We start from the raw sequence: 15,292 nt of genomic DNA, 5'->3' as shown, positions 1-15,292 counted from the left end.
CCGCACGCTGTGTGACCGGGCACCGGGCCCCGTCCGGACGGATAATGGCATCCGGGTGGGCGGCACGGGCCGCCCAGGCCACCGGGACGATCAATGGTGGTGACCGCCGTGACGGTGCGTGAAGACCTCGTCGATCCAGGGCGTGCCGGTCCGGGCGTGGACCCCTCCGGCGCACCGTTCCTGCGCGCCCGCCTCTCCCTGCCGACCCGGCCCGGGACCTTCCTGCGCCGCGAGCGCCTGTCCGCCGCCCTCGACCGGGCCGCCCGCGCCCCGCTGACCGTGGTGAACGGCTCGGCGGGCGCCGGCAAGACACTGCTCGTCGCCGACTGGGCCGCCGGGCTCGACGGCCCCGTCGCCTGGATGACCTGCGACCCGGCCGACCGGGCCCCCGGGATGTTCTGGGCGTACGTGCGCGAGGCGCTGCGCGGCGCCGACGAGGCGGCGATGGCCGGGGTGCGCTGCCCGGCGGAGGCCGGCCGGGTGGACCGCCGCCTGCTCGCCCGCCTCGCGATCGCCCTCGCCGACCGGGACCGCCCCGTGGTCCTCGTGCTCGACGAGTTCGACCGGGTGACCGCCCCGGAGATCGCCGAGCAGCTCCGCTTCGTGCTGCACAACGCCGGCACCGGCCTGCGGCTGGTCCTGGTCACCCGCAGCGAACCGCTGCTGCCGATGCACCGCTACCGGGCCTCCGGCGAGATGGCCGAGATCCGCAACGCGGACCTCGCCTTCACCCCCGAGGAGGCCGGCGAACTCCTCGCCCTGCACGGCCTGTCCCTGCCCGGCAGCACGGTCGGGGGCCTGGTGCGGCGGATGCAGGGATGGGCCGCCGGCATCAGGCTGTGCGCCCTGGCCGCCCGGCAGCGCCCCGACGCCGAGTCCTACCTGAAGGAGTTCGAGGCGGGCCGCAGCACGGTCGCCGACTTCCTGCTCGCCGAGGTGCTCGACGGACAGACCCCCGCACGGCAGGAACTGCTCCTGCGGGTCAGCATCCTGGACCGGTTCAGCCCCGAGCTGGTGAACGCGCTGACGCTGCGCGGCGACGCGGAGGCCGCGCTGGCCGCCCTGCACCGGGAGAACGCCTTCGTCCAGCACCTCGGCCACTCCTGGTACAGCCTCCACCCCCTGTTCGCCGAGATCCTCCGCGTCCACCTCCGGGAGCGCCGCCCCGGCCTGGAACCGGAGCTGCGGCGCCGGGCGGCACGCTGGCTGCGCCGGTCCGGAGCGCTCTTCGAGGCGCTCGCCCAGGGCGCCGCCGCCGGGGACTGGGACTTCACCGCGGGCGCCCTCGTCGACGACCTGGCGATCGGACAGCTCTTCACCGGCCTGCGCGCCGAGCACCTGTGCGGGCTCTTCGCCGGCATGGGGCCCGAGGCCACCGGCCCGGCGCCGGACCTCGTCCGGGCCGCCCTCGACCTGTCCCGCCGCGACACCGCCCACGGCCTGGCCCATCTGCGCCGCGCCGAGGAGGCCCTGCGCGAGGAGGGCACGGCGGCACCGGCCGCCCTGCTGAGCCGCGCCCTGCTGGAGGCCCTGGCCGCACGGCTGACCGGCTCGCCCGCCGACGCGGAGCAGGCGGCGCGGGTCGCCGACGACGCGTGGCAGGAGGTGCCGGCGCAGTCGCTGGAGGCGCATCCGGAACTGACCGCCCTGCTGCTGACCCACCTGGGCTCCGCCCGCCTGTGGGCCGGGCACTTCGACGCTGCGCGCGCGGCCCTGTCGCCCGTCGCCGCGTCCCCGCCCGCGGCGTCGACCGCGCTGCCGCGGCTGGAGGCCCTGGGCCGGCTCGCCCTGATCGACCATCTGACCGGCTGGAACGACCGCGCCCGGCACAAGGCCCTGGCGGCGGCCGAGGAGGCGGAGCGCCAGGGGCTGTCCGAGCGCTCCGGCTCCCTCCTCGGCAGGCTGGTCCTCGCCGCCGTCAGTGTGGAACGCGACGAACTCGACCGGGCCGAGGACCTCCTCGACGGCACCGGCGACGAGGCGGCCCTCGCCGGCGACCCCGTGACGGCCGCCTTCCTGGCCGTCGTCCGGGCCCGGCTGCGGCTCGCGAGGGGCGACCTCCACGGCGTCCGGGTGCCGGCCGTCGGCGCCGCCGTGCCCTCGCCCTGGGCCGAGGAGCACGCCGCCGTCGTCGCCTCCGCCGCCCACCTCGCCCGGGGCAGGGCCGCGGAGGCCGTCGAGGTGCTCCGGGGCGCCCCGCGCGAGCGGACGGCCTGCGCGGTCGAGACGGCGCGGGCCCTGCTCGCGGCGGGCCGTGCCGAGGAGGCGCGGGAGCTGATCGGGCACCTGCCCCGCCCGGACCGCCAGGGCCCGGCGGTGACCGTGCGGGTGACCCTGGTGCGCGCGCAGGCCGCCCACCGGGCCGGAGAGGACGCCACCGCCCGGCGGCTGGTGGCCCAGGCACTCCTCGACGCCCGGCGCGAGCAGCTCCGGCGGCCCTTCCTGGAGGCCGGCCCCTGGATCCGCCCGCTGCTCAGGAACAGCCCCCGGCTCCACCGGCTCGCCGAGGGCTGGCTGACCACCGCCCCCGGCACCGGCGGGAAGGCGGTGACCCGCCCCGCGGCCCGGGAGCCCGTACCGCTCGTCCCGGAGAAGCTCAGCGGCCGCGAACGCGAGGTGCTGGGCAGGCTGGCCCGGATGATGTCCACCCAGGAGATCGCCGCCGACCTCCATGTCTCGGTGAACACGGTGAAGACCCACCTCAAGAGCCTCTACCGCAAGCTGGGCGTGGGCCGCCGCACCGAGGCGGTCCGCCGGGCCCGCGAACTCGGCCTGCTGTGACCCGACCCGACCCGACCCGACCCGACCCGCCGCGACGTGAGGCACTCCCGCCGCGACGTGAGGCACCCGCCCCGGGAGGCAGGCGCACGTCTCCCCGCCGCGAGGGGCGCCGCCACACTTCTCGCCCCCGGCGGGTGAGGCGGCCGGACGCGGGAGCTGCTGACATCGGCAGCAGGGCGTCGCCGCAGGTGCGGCGGCGCGGACACCGTCCGGCACGGTGAGGTGGACACGGTGAGGCAGTGGCGCGCGCTGATCGTCCTCGGGACGGCCCAGTTCCTGATGGTGCTGGACACCTCCGTGATGAACGTGTCCATCAGCCGGCTGGTCGAGGACTTCGACACCGAGGTCACCGCCATCCAGGCGGTCATCACCCTGTACGCCCTGGTCATGGCCGCGTTCATGATCACCGGCGGCAGGCTCGGGGACATCTACGGCCGCCGCCGTGTCTTCCTCGTCGGCATGGCCGTCTACGGCACGGGTTCCGCGGTCACGGCCGTCGCCCCCACCCTCGGGGTCCTGGCCCTGGGCTGGTCCGTCGTCGAGGGCATCGGCGCGGCCCTGGTGCTGCCGAACATGGCCGCGCTGGTGGCCGAGTCCTACCGGGGCCGGGACCGCACGGTGGCCTACGGGGTCATCGGCGGGCTGGCCGGCGCCGGCATCGCGGTGGGCCCCCTGCTCGGCGGCTGGACGACGACCTACCTGACCTGGCGGCTGGTCTTCGCCGGCGAGGTCGTCGTCGTGCTGGCCGTGCTCCTGTGCCGCCGGGCGATCCCCGAACGGCCGCCGGCCGGCCGCCTTCCCCGGCTGGACGGGGTGGGGGCCGTGCTGTCGGCGGCCGGGCTCGGACTGGGCGTGCTCGGTGTGCTCCAGAGCGGCACCTGGGGCTGGGTCGAGCCCAGGAACGCCCCGTTCACCGTGCTGGGCTTCGCCCCCACGCTCTTCGTGATCGCCTCCGGAGGCGTCGTCCTGGCCCTCTTCCGGGCCTGGGAGCGCCGCCGCGAGACCCGCGACGAGGACCCCCTGGTGCACCTCTCCCTGCTGGGCAGGCCGCCGCTGCGCTCGGGGCTGCTGGCGCTGCTGAGCCAGAACCTCATCCTGCTGGGGCTGTTCTTCGCCATACCCCTCTACCTCCAGGTCGTGCAGGGGTTCGACGCCTTCGAGACCGGGCTGCGCCTGCTGCCCGTCTCCGTCACCATGCTCGCGGCCTCCCTGGCCGGCGCCCGGCTCGGGCGGCGGGCCGGGCCCCGCCGGGTGGTCCGCGTCGCCCTCCTGACGCTGCTCGCGTCCGTGGTGTGGCTGCTGGCCGCCATCGACCCGGTGATCGACGACGGCCCCTTCCTCGGCGCCATGGCCCTGCTCGGGGTCGGGATGGGGCTGCTGGCCTCGCAGCTCGGCGACGTGGTGCAGTCGGGCGCGGGGGAGGACGAGCGGAGCGAGGTCGGCGGGCTGCAGTTCACCGCGCAGAACCTGGGCTCCGCCCTCGGCACGGCCTTCATCGGCTCCCTCCTCGTCGGCGCGCTGGCCACCGCGTTCGCCGCACGGGTCGAGGACGACCCGAGGATCTCGGACCAGGCCCGGCAGGAGACCGGCATCGCCCTGGAGGCCGGGATCTCCTTCGTGCCCACCGACCAGGTGCGCGCGGCGGCCGAACGCGCCGGACTGCCGCCCGCCGAGGTCGAGGCCGTCGCCGACTCCTACGCGTCCGCCCAGCTCGCGGGGCTGCGCGCGGGCATCCTGGCGGCCGGCGGCATCACGCTGGCGAGTTTCCTGGTCACCGGCAACCTCCCGGCCGGCCGGTCCGCGCGGGGCGGGAGCGCGGCGGAGAAGCCGTGAGCCGCCGCGCGGCCCGTGCGGCGGCTCACCTGTGCGGGGTGAGGCGGCGGGCGTGACCGGGGCGGACGATCGGGGGGTGGACACTGCCGGCCCGGCGGGAGGGCCGCGGGGAGAGGGAACGGCCCCATGCGCTACGAGTTCCGCATCGACGGGGACATCTCGGAGACCCTGGCCAAAGGCTTTCCGGAACTGGAGCACGTCGTCATGTCCGGACAGACCGTCCTCTACGGGCACGTCGTCGACGAGGCCCATGTCTACGGGCTGCTCGCCCGCTTCCAGGCGCTGGGGCTGCGTCTCGCCGAGATGCGCAGGCTGCCGGAGTGAACGGCCCCCGCCGCCACCCGCGGGGGAGCCGCCGTACGCGGGCCCGGTGCGCGGGGGCGCCCCCGCGCACCGGGCCCGCGCCCGCCGGGGAGCCGTCGTGAACCGCGCCTCCGCCCCGCCGGGGGAGCCCGCGGGGCGGGGGTCACCCGCCGGGAGCCCGCCGGACCCCGGCCGCCGACCGATCCCGCGTCCGCCGGGGTGCCGTCGTGAACCGTGCCTCCGCCCCGCCGGGAAACCCGCGGGCGGAGGTCACCCGCCGGGGGTGATCCGGTCCCGTCCGGCCCGGGGCACGCTCGGAGCGGGTGGTCCCCGCACCGTCCCGCCGGCGGTCCCACCGGGACCCGGGCGAACATCGCGCGAGGAGGAGCCATGACCGTATCGCGTGATCACGAGCCGCCGGCCGGGCACGGGACCCGGGCCGGCGGGACGGTCGCGGACATCCCGCCCGGCGAACTGCTGGGCAGGGTCGGCGCGTCCTGGACATGGCTGCTGGGCTCGGCGCTCGCCTCGCTGATCCCCGGCGTCATGATCCTCGCCTGGCCGGACGGCACCCTGCACGTCCTCGGTGTCGTGACCGGCCTCTACCTGCTGGTGGCCGGCGGCTTCCGCTTCGTCGCCGCCTTCGCCCAGGAACGCGGCCAGCGGACACCGGGACTGCTGGTGGCCGTGCTGTACGTACTGGCCGGCGTCCTGTGCCTGCGGCACCCGCTCCAGACGGTCACCGCGCTCTCGCTGATCGTCGGACTCGTCTGGCTGGCCACCGGCATGCTCACCCTCTACACGGCCCTCGCCGCGACCCGGCTTCCCCACCGGGGCTTCGTCGTCGGCGCCGGCGCGCTCGGCATCGTCGCCGGAGTCGTGGTGCTGGTGCTGCCCGCCGAGTCGGCGCTCTTCCTCATCCGGCTGCTGGGGCTGTGGCTGGTGCTCCTCGGCCTGGTGGAGCTGGGCCTCGCCTTCGCCTGGCGCGCGGCGGAACGCAGGACGGGCCGGGCGGCACCGCGCGCCGGGTGACACCGGCCGAAGCACGGGAACGACCGAGGAGACGCCATGCTCCCGAACCGGCACCCCGGCCCCGCCGCCCCCGACGGCGGCGGCGAGCGCACCGCGCTCACCTCCGAGGAGCACGCCGAGTACCGCAGGCTCCGCCGGGCCGCCGCCGTACGCCACCGCAGGGCCCGCTGGACCGGCGCCAGTGTGCTGCTGCTCGTCGCCCTGCTGCTGGCGCCGCTCGCCGTCGTCGCCGCCTGGGTGGACAGCCAGGTCTCCGACACCGACCGCTACGTGGCGACCGTCGCGCCGCTCGCCGGCGACCCCGCGGTGCAGCAGGTCGTCACCGACCGGCTGACCCACCGCGTCGTGGACAACATGGACATCACGGCGGTGACCGCGTCACTGAGCGCGGCGCTCGCCGACGCCGGGGCGCCCCCGGCCGTCGTCGACCGGTCCGAGGCGCTCGCCGGACCGCTGAACGCCGCGGTGACGAACGTGGTGCACGGCGTCGTGAACCGCGTCGTCACCGGTGACGCCTTCGAGCAGGCCTGGGAGACGGCCAACCGCCGCGCCCACGCGGCCGTCGTCGACATGCTCACCGGTGGTGACAGCGGCGCCCTGCGCGCCCAGGGCGACACGGTGACACTGGACCTCGGCACCGTGGTCGACGTGGTCAAGCAGCGGCTGGTCGACGCCGGATTCGAGAAGGCCGACGCCATTCCGGCCGCCGACCGGCAGATCACCCTCTTCCAGACCGACAAGCTCTCCGAGGCGCAGGGCGTCATGCGGGTGCTCGACGTCGTCGGCACCTGGCTCCCCGTGATCACCGTCGCGCTCGCGGCCCTCGCCGTGTGGACGGCCCCGGCCCACCGCACGATGCTGCTCGTCACGGCCGTCGGCGTCGGCCTGGCGATGGTGGTCCTGCTGATCGCGCTGGCCGTGGTGCGCCGGGTCTACCTGGACGCCGTGCCCGCGTCGACGCTGCCGCCGGACGCCGCCGCGGCGATCTACGACACCTTCGTCCGCTTCCTGCGGGACAGCACCCGCACCCTGCTGGTCGTCGCCGCGGTCACCGCCCTCGCCGCCTGCCTGTACGGGCCCGGGCGGGCCGCGCGCGCGGTGCGGCGGGCGGCGGCCCGCGCCACCGGCGCCGCCGGACGCGCCCTGGAGCGCGGCGGGCTGCGCACCGGCACGGCCGGGCGGTGGCTGGACGCCCACCGGTCGTGGACCACCGGGGCCGTCGTCGCGGCCGGCGTGCTCGTCCTGCTGCTGTGGAACCACCCCACCGTCGGCGCCGTCGCGCTGGTCCTCTGCCTGATGCTGGCTGTCCTCGCGCTGCTGGCCGTGTTCGCGGCGGCCCGGGGCCCGTCGCCCGCCGTGCCGGCGGGCGGACCGGGGCGGGCGGGTCCGTGACGGCGGGGCAGCGGCCGGGTGCGTACGGCGACGCCCCGGGCGTGCCCCGGGCCTCACCCCTCCCGGGTGAGGCCCGGCCCGCCTGGCGTGCGCACGCTGAGAACAGGAGACACCGGACGTCCGGCTCCCGCCGGAACGGAGGAGCACGATGAGCACCCACCTCGCCTACGACTTCCCCCTGCTGAGCATGTTCTGGACCATGCTGTGGTTCTTCCTGTGGATCATGTGGTTCATCCTGCTGATCCGGATCATCGGCGACATCTTCCGTGACGACAGCCTGGGCGGCTGGGGGAAGACGGGCTGGCTCGTCTTCGTGGTCCTGCTGCCGTTCGTCGGCGTGTTCGTCTACGTCATCGCCCGCGGCCGGACCATGGGCGCGCGCGAGACGGCGCACGCCCGGGCGCGGCAGCGGGCGTTCGACGACTACATCAAGGAGACGGCGGGCGGCGGTCCGGCCCGCAGCAGCGTCGACGAACTCGCCCGGCTCTCCGAGATCCGCGCCCGCGGGGACATCTCGGAGGACGAGTACCGCCGGGCCAAGGAACTGGTCCTCGGCGGCCAGGCCCCGAAGACCGCGTCCACGGCCACCGGCACCGGCGACGGTGCCGCCCGCGGCTGACCACAGGGCAGAAAGGCAGGCAGCACCATGACCACGGCACACACCCCCCGCATGCACTCGGCCGAGCAGGGCCACGCACACTCCGCCAAGCAGGAATGGGCATCAGGCCTGACGGTCTTCGGCGCCGTGATGCTGATGCTCGTCGGTGTCCTCGACATCTTCCGGGGCATCATGGCGATCGCCGAGGACGACGTCTTCGTCACCACGCCGAACTACGTCTTCCAGTTCGACCTCACCGGCTGGGGCTGGGTCCACCTCTTCCTGGGGATCGCGGCCGTCCTCGTCGGCGTCGGCCTCTTCTCGGCGTCGCTCTGGGCACGCATCGCCGGCGTCGTCATCGCCGGGTTCGTGATCATCGCCAACTTCCTCTCGCTGCCGTACTACCCGGTGTGGTCGGTCGTGATGATCGCCATCTCCGGGTTCGTCATCTGGGCGCTGTGCGTCACGAAGAAGGAGGACCTGGCCTGAGGCGCCGCCGTCCGGCGGGGGCCGGACGGCGCCGCACCGGGCCCCGGAGGACTCCGTCCCCGGGTGCCGGCCCCACCGCCGGCACCCGGGGACGCGCCGTGCGCCCACCGCCCGGGGGAGCCTGCGGCGGGGCAACCCGCCCGGTGGGCGCCGCCCGCGATCCGCCGGCGGTGCCGACCCGGCGGGGTCTCCGCCGGCGCACCGCCTGCGGCGACCCCGCCGGGTCGGCACCGCGCTCGATCTCTTGCGGGGGCGGCCCCGCCCCTGGCCGCCGGGGCCGCCCTCAGGGGCGACGGCGGCGAACTCCCCGCGCACGCGGCGCCGGAGGGGGCTGGACGGGGAGCGGAAAGTCCGTAGCCTGGGGCATCCGGCCGGCCCCGCTGCCGCGGGCCGGCGAGGCACGCGCGGAGTCCGGACGGGACCTCCGGCCCGCCCGGCGGACCGGGCACCGGCCCGCCGGACGGCGCACCCGAGGAACGAGGTCGCCGGATGCCGTTCACCACCCGCCCCACCCTCCAGGGCACCTTCGGCATGGTGTCGTCCACGCACTGGCTCGCCTCGCAGTCCGCCATGGCCGTGCTGGAACGCGGCGGCAACGCCTACGACGCGGCCGTCGCCGCCGGGTTCGTGCTCCATGTCGTCGAACCGCACCTGTGCGGCCCGGCGGGCGAGGTGCCGGTGCTGCTCGCACCCGCCGGGGGCGAGGTGCGGGTGCTGTGCGGCCAGGGCGTCGCCCCGGCCGGCGCGACCCCCGCGCACTACCGCGGCCTCGGGCTCGACGTCGTCCCCGGCACCGGACCGCTGGCCGCCGCCGTCCCGGGCGCCTTCGACGCCTGGATGCTGCTGCTGCGCGACTGGGGCACCCTGTCCCTCGCCGACGTGCTGGGCTACGCGATCGGCTACGCCGAGCACGGCCACGCCCCGGTCGAGCGGGTCGGCGAGACGGTGGAGAGCGTCCGCCGCCTCTTCGAGACGGAGTGGACCACCTCAGCGGAGGTGTACCTCCCGGGCGGCAGGCCGCCCCGCCCCGGCGAGCTGTTCCGCAACCCCGCCCTCGCCGCCACCTGGCGCCGCCTCGTCGCCGAGGCCGAGGCGGCGGCCCCGGACCGGGAGGGCCGGATCGACGCCGCCCGCGAGGTGTGGCGCACCGGATTCGTCGCCGACGCCCTCGTCCGCCAGGCCGCCCGCCCCACCCTGGACACCAGCGGCGAACGGCACGCCGGCACCCTCGCCGCCGCCGACCTGGCCTCCTGGTCTGCCTCCTGCGAGGCGCCCGTGAGCCACGAGTGGCGGGGCTGGACCGTGTGCAAGGCGGGACCCTGGAGCCAGGGGCCGGTCCTGCTCCAGCAGCTCGCCCTGCTGCCGCCGGAACTGCCCGCCCACGGCTCGGGGGAGTACGTCCATCTGCTCGTGGAGGGCTGCAAGCTGGCGATGGCCGACCGGGAGGCCTGGTACGGCGACGCCGCTCCGGTGCCCCTGGCCGAACTCCTCTCCGAGCCGTACAACGCCGCCCGCCGGGCCCTGATCGGCGAGAAGGCCTCCTACGAGCTGCGGCCCGGTGCGCCCGGCGGCCGTCCGCCGCTGCTCAGCCCGCACGCCCTCACCGTCCTCGGCGACACCGCCGGGGCCCCGGGCGCCGGCGAGCCGACCGTGTCCCGCGACGGCGCCACCCGGGGGGACACCTGCCACGTCGACGTCGTCGACCGCTGGGGCAACATGGTCGCCGCCACCCCGAGCGGCGGCTGGCTCCAGTCCAACCCGGTCGTCCCCGAGCTGGGCTTCCCGCTGGGCACCCGGCTCCAGATGACCTGGCTGGAGCCGGGCCTGCCGAACACCCTCACCCCCGGCCGCCGCCCCCGCACCACCCTCACCCCCTCGATCGCGCTCCGCGACGGCGAGCCGGTGCTCGCCTTCGGCACCCCCGGCGGCGACCAGCAGGACCAGTGGCAGCTCCACTTCCTGCTCGCCCTGGAGCAGCTCCCGCACGTCCGCGGCGGCTGGGACCTCCAGGGCGCCGTCGACGCGCCGAACTGGCACAACGAGTCCTTCCCCGGCTCCTTCCATCCGCGCGGGATGCGCCCGGGCAGCCTCACCGTCGAATCCCGCACGGCCCCGGAGACCGTCGCCGACCTGCGCGGACGCGGCCACGACGTCACCGTCGGCGGCGCCTGGTCCGAGGGGCGGCTGTGCGCGGTGGCCCGCGACCCGCGCACCGGGGTGCTGTCGGCGGCGGCGAACCCGAGGGGAATGCAGGGTTACGCGGTGGGGCGCTGACCGGCTCCCGGGATGTCGGCCGCCCATGATTGGCTGGGGGCATGATCGATGACTTCCTCAGCGGTGACCTGTCCGACGTCGAGGAGGCGATACGCAAGGCGGTCGCCACCGAGATCACACCCCGGTTCCGCCGGCTGGCCGACCACGAGATCGACCAGAAGCGCGGGCCGCACGACCTCGTCACCGCGGCGGACCGGCTGGCGGAGGAGCACCTGACCGCCTCCCTGACCGCCCTGCTGCCGGGGTCGGTGGTCGTCGGCGAGGAATCGGTGCACGCCGACCCGGCCGTCTACGACGCGCTGCGCGGCGACACGCCGGTGTGGATCGTCGACCCGGTCGACGGCACGCGCCAGTTCGTGGAGGGCGACCCCGGCTTCTGCACCCTGGTCGCCCTCGCCCACCGCGGCGAGCTCCTCGCCTCCTGGACGTACGCGCCGGTGCCCGACGAGCTCGCCTTCGCCGTCCGCGGCGGGGGAGCCCGGCTGGACGGCCGGCCCCTGCTCGCCGGTTCGCCCGAGCCCGGGGCCGCCCTGCGCGTCGCCATCTCCAACCCGGACTACTCCTCGCCCGAGGAGAAGCGCCTGCTGCTCGGCCTCTCCGTGCCGGGCGTGCTGCCGAAGCCGTGCGGCTCGGCCGGCCTGGAGTACCTCCGGGTGGCCCGCGGCGAGCTGGACGCGACGGTGTTCAGCTGGGAGTACGCCTGGGACCACGCGGCGGGGCTGCTGCTCGTGACCGAGGCGGGCGGCTGCCAGCTCACCGTCGCCGGGCGGCCGTTCAGCGTGGCGGGCGGCAACACCCTGCCGTTCACCGCGGCCCGCGACGAGCCGACGGCCCGCGGCCTGCTCGCCCTGCTGAGCTGACGCCGGGGCCGGTGCCCACCGCGCCGTGCCCGGACCGGCCCCGAGCCGGCCGGGCACGGGCGCGTGAGGTGGACCCCCGGCGGGAAGCCCGGCACGGGCACGGGCGGGTGACGTGGACCTTGTGGCGGGAAGCCCGGCCGGGACTCCCCGCCCGCGCCGGGACTCCCCGCCCGCGCCGGGACTCCGCGCCGGGACTCCGCGCCCGCGCCGGGACTCCCCGCCCGCGCCGGGACTCCCCGCCCGCGCCGGGACTCCCCGCCCGCGCCCGGGTGTCGCTCGTGGTCAGGTCAGCAGGGCGCGGGTCTCGCGGACGAGGGCGTCCGCGGCGTCCACCGCGGGCGCGTCCAGCGCGGTGAGGATGTCCGACACGCGCGCCACCAGATCGCGGGGCGCCCCCGGCAGGGCGGCGGCCGCCGCCAGCGCGCCCTTCTCGTTCAGGCACCAGACCCGGTGCCAGGCGTGCAGCGACTGGGCCAGCACACCGAACGCCCGGGACAGGCACAGTGCCACATGGAGCGTGTCCCCGGCACCCACCGACTTGCGCGCCGCCGCGACCGAGAACTCCGCCTCCCAGGACGCCCCGGCCAGCGCCGCGCGCAGCGGCTCCGGATAGTGCCGGGTCTCCTCCCGCAGCGCGCCCAACTCCCCTTCACTGTCGGCGAGTACGCGGCACAGGGACACCTCGCCCGGGTAGGCGGGGGACCAGAAGCCCAGCGGGTGGCCGGGCTGCACCCCCACCTCGTAGCGCCCCTCGCGGCAGTCGGACCACACCCGCCGGACGCGGTCCAGGTCCCGCAGGATCCAGTCGACGGGCACCCCGTCCACCCGCAGCCAGGCGCCGCCGTCGACCCAGGGGCCCCAGCCGCCCGGGCCGGCCACGTCGACCTCCTCGCCCGTGACCTCCGAGGCGAGGCGTGCCAGCGCCCGGGTGTCGACGCCGCCCCGGTAGTACACGCCCAGGTCCCAGTCGGAATCCGGCCGGTGGGCGCCGCGCGCCCGGCTCCCGCCGAGGGCGACGGCGCGCACACCGGGCACGGTCAGCAGCCGTCCGGCCATGCGCCGGATCGTTTCGTCCATCTCGTTCATCGCGACGGGACGGTACCCGGCCCCTGGCCGCCGACGCCTGTGAATATCCTGGGTGTTCATGGCCGTCGGCTGACAAAGGAGTCCGAAGGTGCCGTCGATGCTCGATGCCGTCGTCGTGGGAGCGGGCCCCAACGGGCTGACGGCCGCGGCCGAACTGGCCCGCCGCGGCTTCTCGGTCGCCGTGTTCGAAGCCCTGGACACCGTGGGCGGGGGCGCCAGGACCGAGGAGCTGACGCTTCCCGGCTTCCGGCACGATCCCTGCTCCGCGGTCCACCCGCTCGGCATCGGGTCGCCCGCCTTCGGGCGGATGCCGCTGGAGCGCCACGGGCTCACCTGGCTGCACCCCGAACTGCCGCTCGCCCACCCCTTCCCGGACGGCACCGCCGCCGTGCTCAGCCGGTCCGTCGCCGAGACCGCGCTGTCGCTCGGCGCGTCCGACGCCGGCGCCTACCGGCGGCTGCTCGCGCCCTATCTGGGCCGCTGGGACACCATCGCCGCGGACTTCCTGCGCACCCCCTGGGACGGTCTGCCGCGCGATCCGCTGCGCTTCGCCCGCTTCGGCCTGGACGCGATCCGGCCCGCCTCCTGGCTGGCCCGCCGCTTCGAGGGGGACAAGGGCAGGGCCCTGCTCGCCGGGCTCGCCGCCCATGCCATCGCGCCGACCAGCGGCATCGCCACCGGCGGGATCGCCCTGATGTTCGCGCTCGCCGCGCACGAGGTGGGCTGGCCCGTGCCGCGCGGCGGCTCCCAGGCCATCTCCGACGCGCTCGCCTCCTACCTGCGCGAACTCGGCGGGACCATCCACACCGGCACCGAGGTCAAGCGGCTGGACGAACTCCCGCCGGCCCGCGCGTACGTCTTCGACACCTCGCCGACCGCGCTCGCCCGGATCGCCGGACTCGGCAACGCGTACTGGCGCTACCGCTACGGGGCCGCCGCCTTCAAGATCGACTACGCGCTGTCGGGACCGGTCCCCTGGACGTCGCCCCAGGCGAGGACGGCCGGCACGGTGCACATCGGCCCGACCGCGGGCGAGATCGACGCGGCGCTGCGGGCCGCAGCCGAGGGGCGCGAGCCGAGCGTCCCGTTCCTGATCACCGCCCAGCCCAGCATCGTCGACCCGGGCAGGGCCCCCGAGGGCCGGCACGTCCTGTGGGCCTACGGGCACGTGCCCGCGGGCTGGGAGGGCGACGCGACCGATGTCGTCGAACGGCAGATCGAGCGCTTCGCGCCCGGCTTCCGCGACCTGGTCCTCGCGCGCGCCGTCGCCGGACCGCCCCAACTGGCGGCCCGGAACGCCAACTACGTCGCCGGCGACATCGCCTGCGGCGCCTTCGCCGGGCTCCAGACCGTGATCCGCCCCCGCCTCGCCCGGGTGCCCTACGCGACCTCCCACCCCGCCGTCTTCATCTGCTCCTCGGCGACCCCGCCCGGCCCGGGCGTGCACGGCATGTCCGGCCACCACGCGGCGAAGGCCGTCTGGCGCGCCCTGCGCGCCGCCTGAGCGGCGCCTGCCGGTGCCGGGGCGGGGGCCGCTCAGGCGGGCCGACCGCCCGGGCGACGTCGGCCTGCTGCCGCCGTGCCGGGAATCCGGGCCGCCAGCCGCCTACTGGCGGCCGGGTCCGCCCACCGGTTGCGGCCGTCGACTGCCCGCAGCGGGCCGCTGTGGTCGGGCGAGGCCCGGCCTGCTGCCGCCGTGCCGGGAATCCGGGCCGCCAGCCGCCTACTGGCGGCCGGGTCCGCCCACCGGTTGCGGCCGTCGACTGCCCGCAGCGGGCCGCTGTGGTCGGGCGACGTCGGCCTGCTGCCGCCGTGCCGGGAATCCGGGCCGCCAGCCGCCTACTGGCGGCCGGGTCCGCCCACCGGTTGCGGCCGTCGACTGGCCGCAGCGGGCCGCTGGGGTCGGGCGAGGCCCGGCCTGCTGCCGCTGTGGTCGGGCGACGCCCGGCCTGCTGCCGCCGTGCCGGAGGGGCCCGGCCTGCTGCCACCGGCCGCCGCCCTCGGACGGCACGCCGGTGGCCGACCCGGCCGGCCGGGTCGGCCCGGAAGCTCCGGCCGGGCAATTCCCCGCCCGTGACCGGGCGGCAGGCGGCATCATGGATGCCATGGGCACCCCCGACATCGTCCTCGTCCGCGGTGACATCACCGACCAGCACGCCGACGCGATCGTCAACGCGGCCAACTCCTCGCTGCTGGGCGGCGGCGGGGTCGACGGGGCCATCCACCGCAGGGGCGGGCCCGAGATCCTCGCCGCCTGCCGCGCGCTGCGCGCCTCCCACTACGGCAAGGGCCTGGCGACCGGCCGGGCCGTCGCCACCACGGCGGGCCGGCTGCACGCGGAGCACGTCATCCACACCGTGGGCCCGGTCTTCTCCCGCGAGGAGGACCGCTCGGAGCTGCTCGCCTCCTGCTACCGCGAATCGCTGCGCGTCGCCGACGAGGTCGGCGCCCGCACGGTCGCCTTCCCCGCCGTCTCCGCCGGGATCTACGGCTGGCCGATGGACGACGCGGCGCGCATCGCGATCGGCACCGTACGGGCGGCGGACACCTCCGTCACCCGGGTGAGCTTCGTCCTCTTCGACGAACAGGCGTACGCGGCCTTCGCCACCCACCTCGACTGACCTGGGGGCCCACGGCGTCCGCA

At 76.5% G+C, this 15,292-nt stretch carries 12 protein-coding genes; 11 read left to right on the top strand and 1 reads right to left on the bottom strand.

Going from position 1 to position 15,292, the window contains the following annotated elements; genetic code table 11:
- The first annotated feature begins 93 nt into the window (after positions 1-93).
- The 9 genes from JE024_RS06075 to JE024_RS06035 all read left to right on the top strand — a co-directional run bounded on the left by JE024_RS06075 (position 94) and on the right by JE024_RS06035 (position 11,562).
- Positions 94-2,781, top strand: coding sequence for a winged helix-turn-helix domain-containing protein (locus JE024_RS06075; RefSeq protein WP_205372603.1), 2,688 nt, complete (start codon positions 94-96; stop codon positions 2,779-2,781).
- Positions 2,782-3,012: 231 nt separating this feature from the next.
- Positions 3,013-4,614 (top strand): MFS transporter, encoded by a 1,602-nt coding sequence (locus JE024_RS06070; protein ID WP_205372602.1) that lies wholly within the window; start codon positions 3,013-3,015, stop codon positions 4,612-4,614.
- A 126-nt stretch (positions 4,615-4,740) separates the two neighbouring features.
- Positions 4,741-4,938, top strand: coding sequence for a DUF8691 family protein (locus JE024_RS06065; protein WP_205372601.1), 198 nt, complete (start codon positions 4,741-4,743; stop codon positions 4,936-4,938).
- A 369-nt stretch (positions 4,939-5,307) separates the two neighbouring features.
- Complete coding sequence (locus JE024_RS06060) at positions 5,308-5,949, top strand: HdeD family acid-resistance protein (RefSeq protein ID WP_205372600.1); 642 nt, start codon at positions 5,308-5,310, stop codon at positions 5,947-5,949.
- Positions 5,950-5,985: 36 nt separating this feature from the next.
- Positions 5,986-7,341 (top strand): hypothetical protein, encoded by a 1,356-nt coding sequence (locus tag JE024_RS06055; protein WP_205372599.1) that lies wholly within the window; start codon positions 5,986-5,988, stop codon positions 7,339-7,341.
- Positions 7,342-7,489: 148 nt separating this feature from the next.
- Positions 7,490-7,960 carry an SHOCT domain-containing protein gene (locus tag JE024_RS06050; RefSeq protein ID WP_205372598.1) on the top strand — a complete coding sequence of 157 codons (471 nt, stop codon included), beginning with the start codon at positions 7,490-7,492 and terminating at the stop codon, positions 7,958-7,960.
- A 27-nt stretch (positions 7,961-7,987) separates the two neighbouring features.
- Positions 7,988-8,428 (top strand): DUF7144 family membrane protein, encoded by a 441-nt coding sequence (locus tag JE024_RS06045; RefSeq protein ID WP_244882613.1) that lies wholly within the window; start codon positions 7,988-7,990, stop codon positions 8,426-8,428.
- Between the two features lie 489 nt (positions 8,429-8,917).
- The gene (locus JE024_RS06040) at positions 8,918-10,702 is read left to right on the top strand and encodes a gamma-glutamyltransferase family protein (protein WP_205372597.1); all 1,785 of its coding nucleotides are present in this window, start codon (positions 8,918-8,920) and stop codon (positions 10,700-10,702) included.
- 41 nt (positions 10,703-10,743) lie between these two features.
- Positions 10,744-11,562: an inositol monophosphatase family protein gene (locus JE024_RS06035; protein WP_205372596.1), complete on the top strand. Its 819-nt coding sequence runs from the start codon at positions 10,744-10,746 to the stop codon at positions 11,560-11,562.
- Positions 11,563-11,844: 282 nt separating this feature from the next.
- Here JE024_RS06035 and JE024_RS06030 read toward each other — a convergent pair whose 3' ends face one another.
- Entirely contained in the window at positions 11,845-12,639 is a 795-nt protein-coding gene (locus tag JE024_RS06030; protein WP_205376397.1) for a nucleotidyltransferase family protein, read from the bottom strand.
- A gap of 97 nt (positions 12,640-12,736) precedes the next feature.
- On the opposite strand from JE024_RS06030, the gene JE024_RS06025 reads away from it, so the two are divergent.
- Both JE024_RS06025 and JE024_RS06020 read left to right on the top strand, forming a co-directional pair.
- Positions 12,737-14,152, top strand: coding sequence for a phytoene desaturase family protein (locus tag JE024_RS06025; protein WP_205372595.1), 1,416 nt, complete (start codon positions 12,737-12,739; stop codon positions 14,150-14,152).
- Between the two features lie 601 nt (positions 14,153-14,753).
- Entirely contained in the window at positions 14,754-15,269 is a 516-nt protein-coding gene (locus tag JE024_RS06020; RefSeq protein WP_205372594.1) for an O-acetyl-ADP-ribose deacetylase, read from the top strand.
- Positions 15,270-15,292 lie beyond the last annotated feature (23 nt).

This window comes from Streptomyces zhihengii (assembly GCF_016919245.1).
Lineage (GTDB): Bacteria > Actinomycetota > Actinomycetes > Streptomycetales > Streptomycetaceae > Streptomyces > Streptomyces zhihengii.
This window is presented reverse-complemented; position numbering and strand designations above follow the sequence as displayed.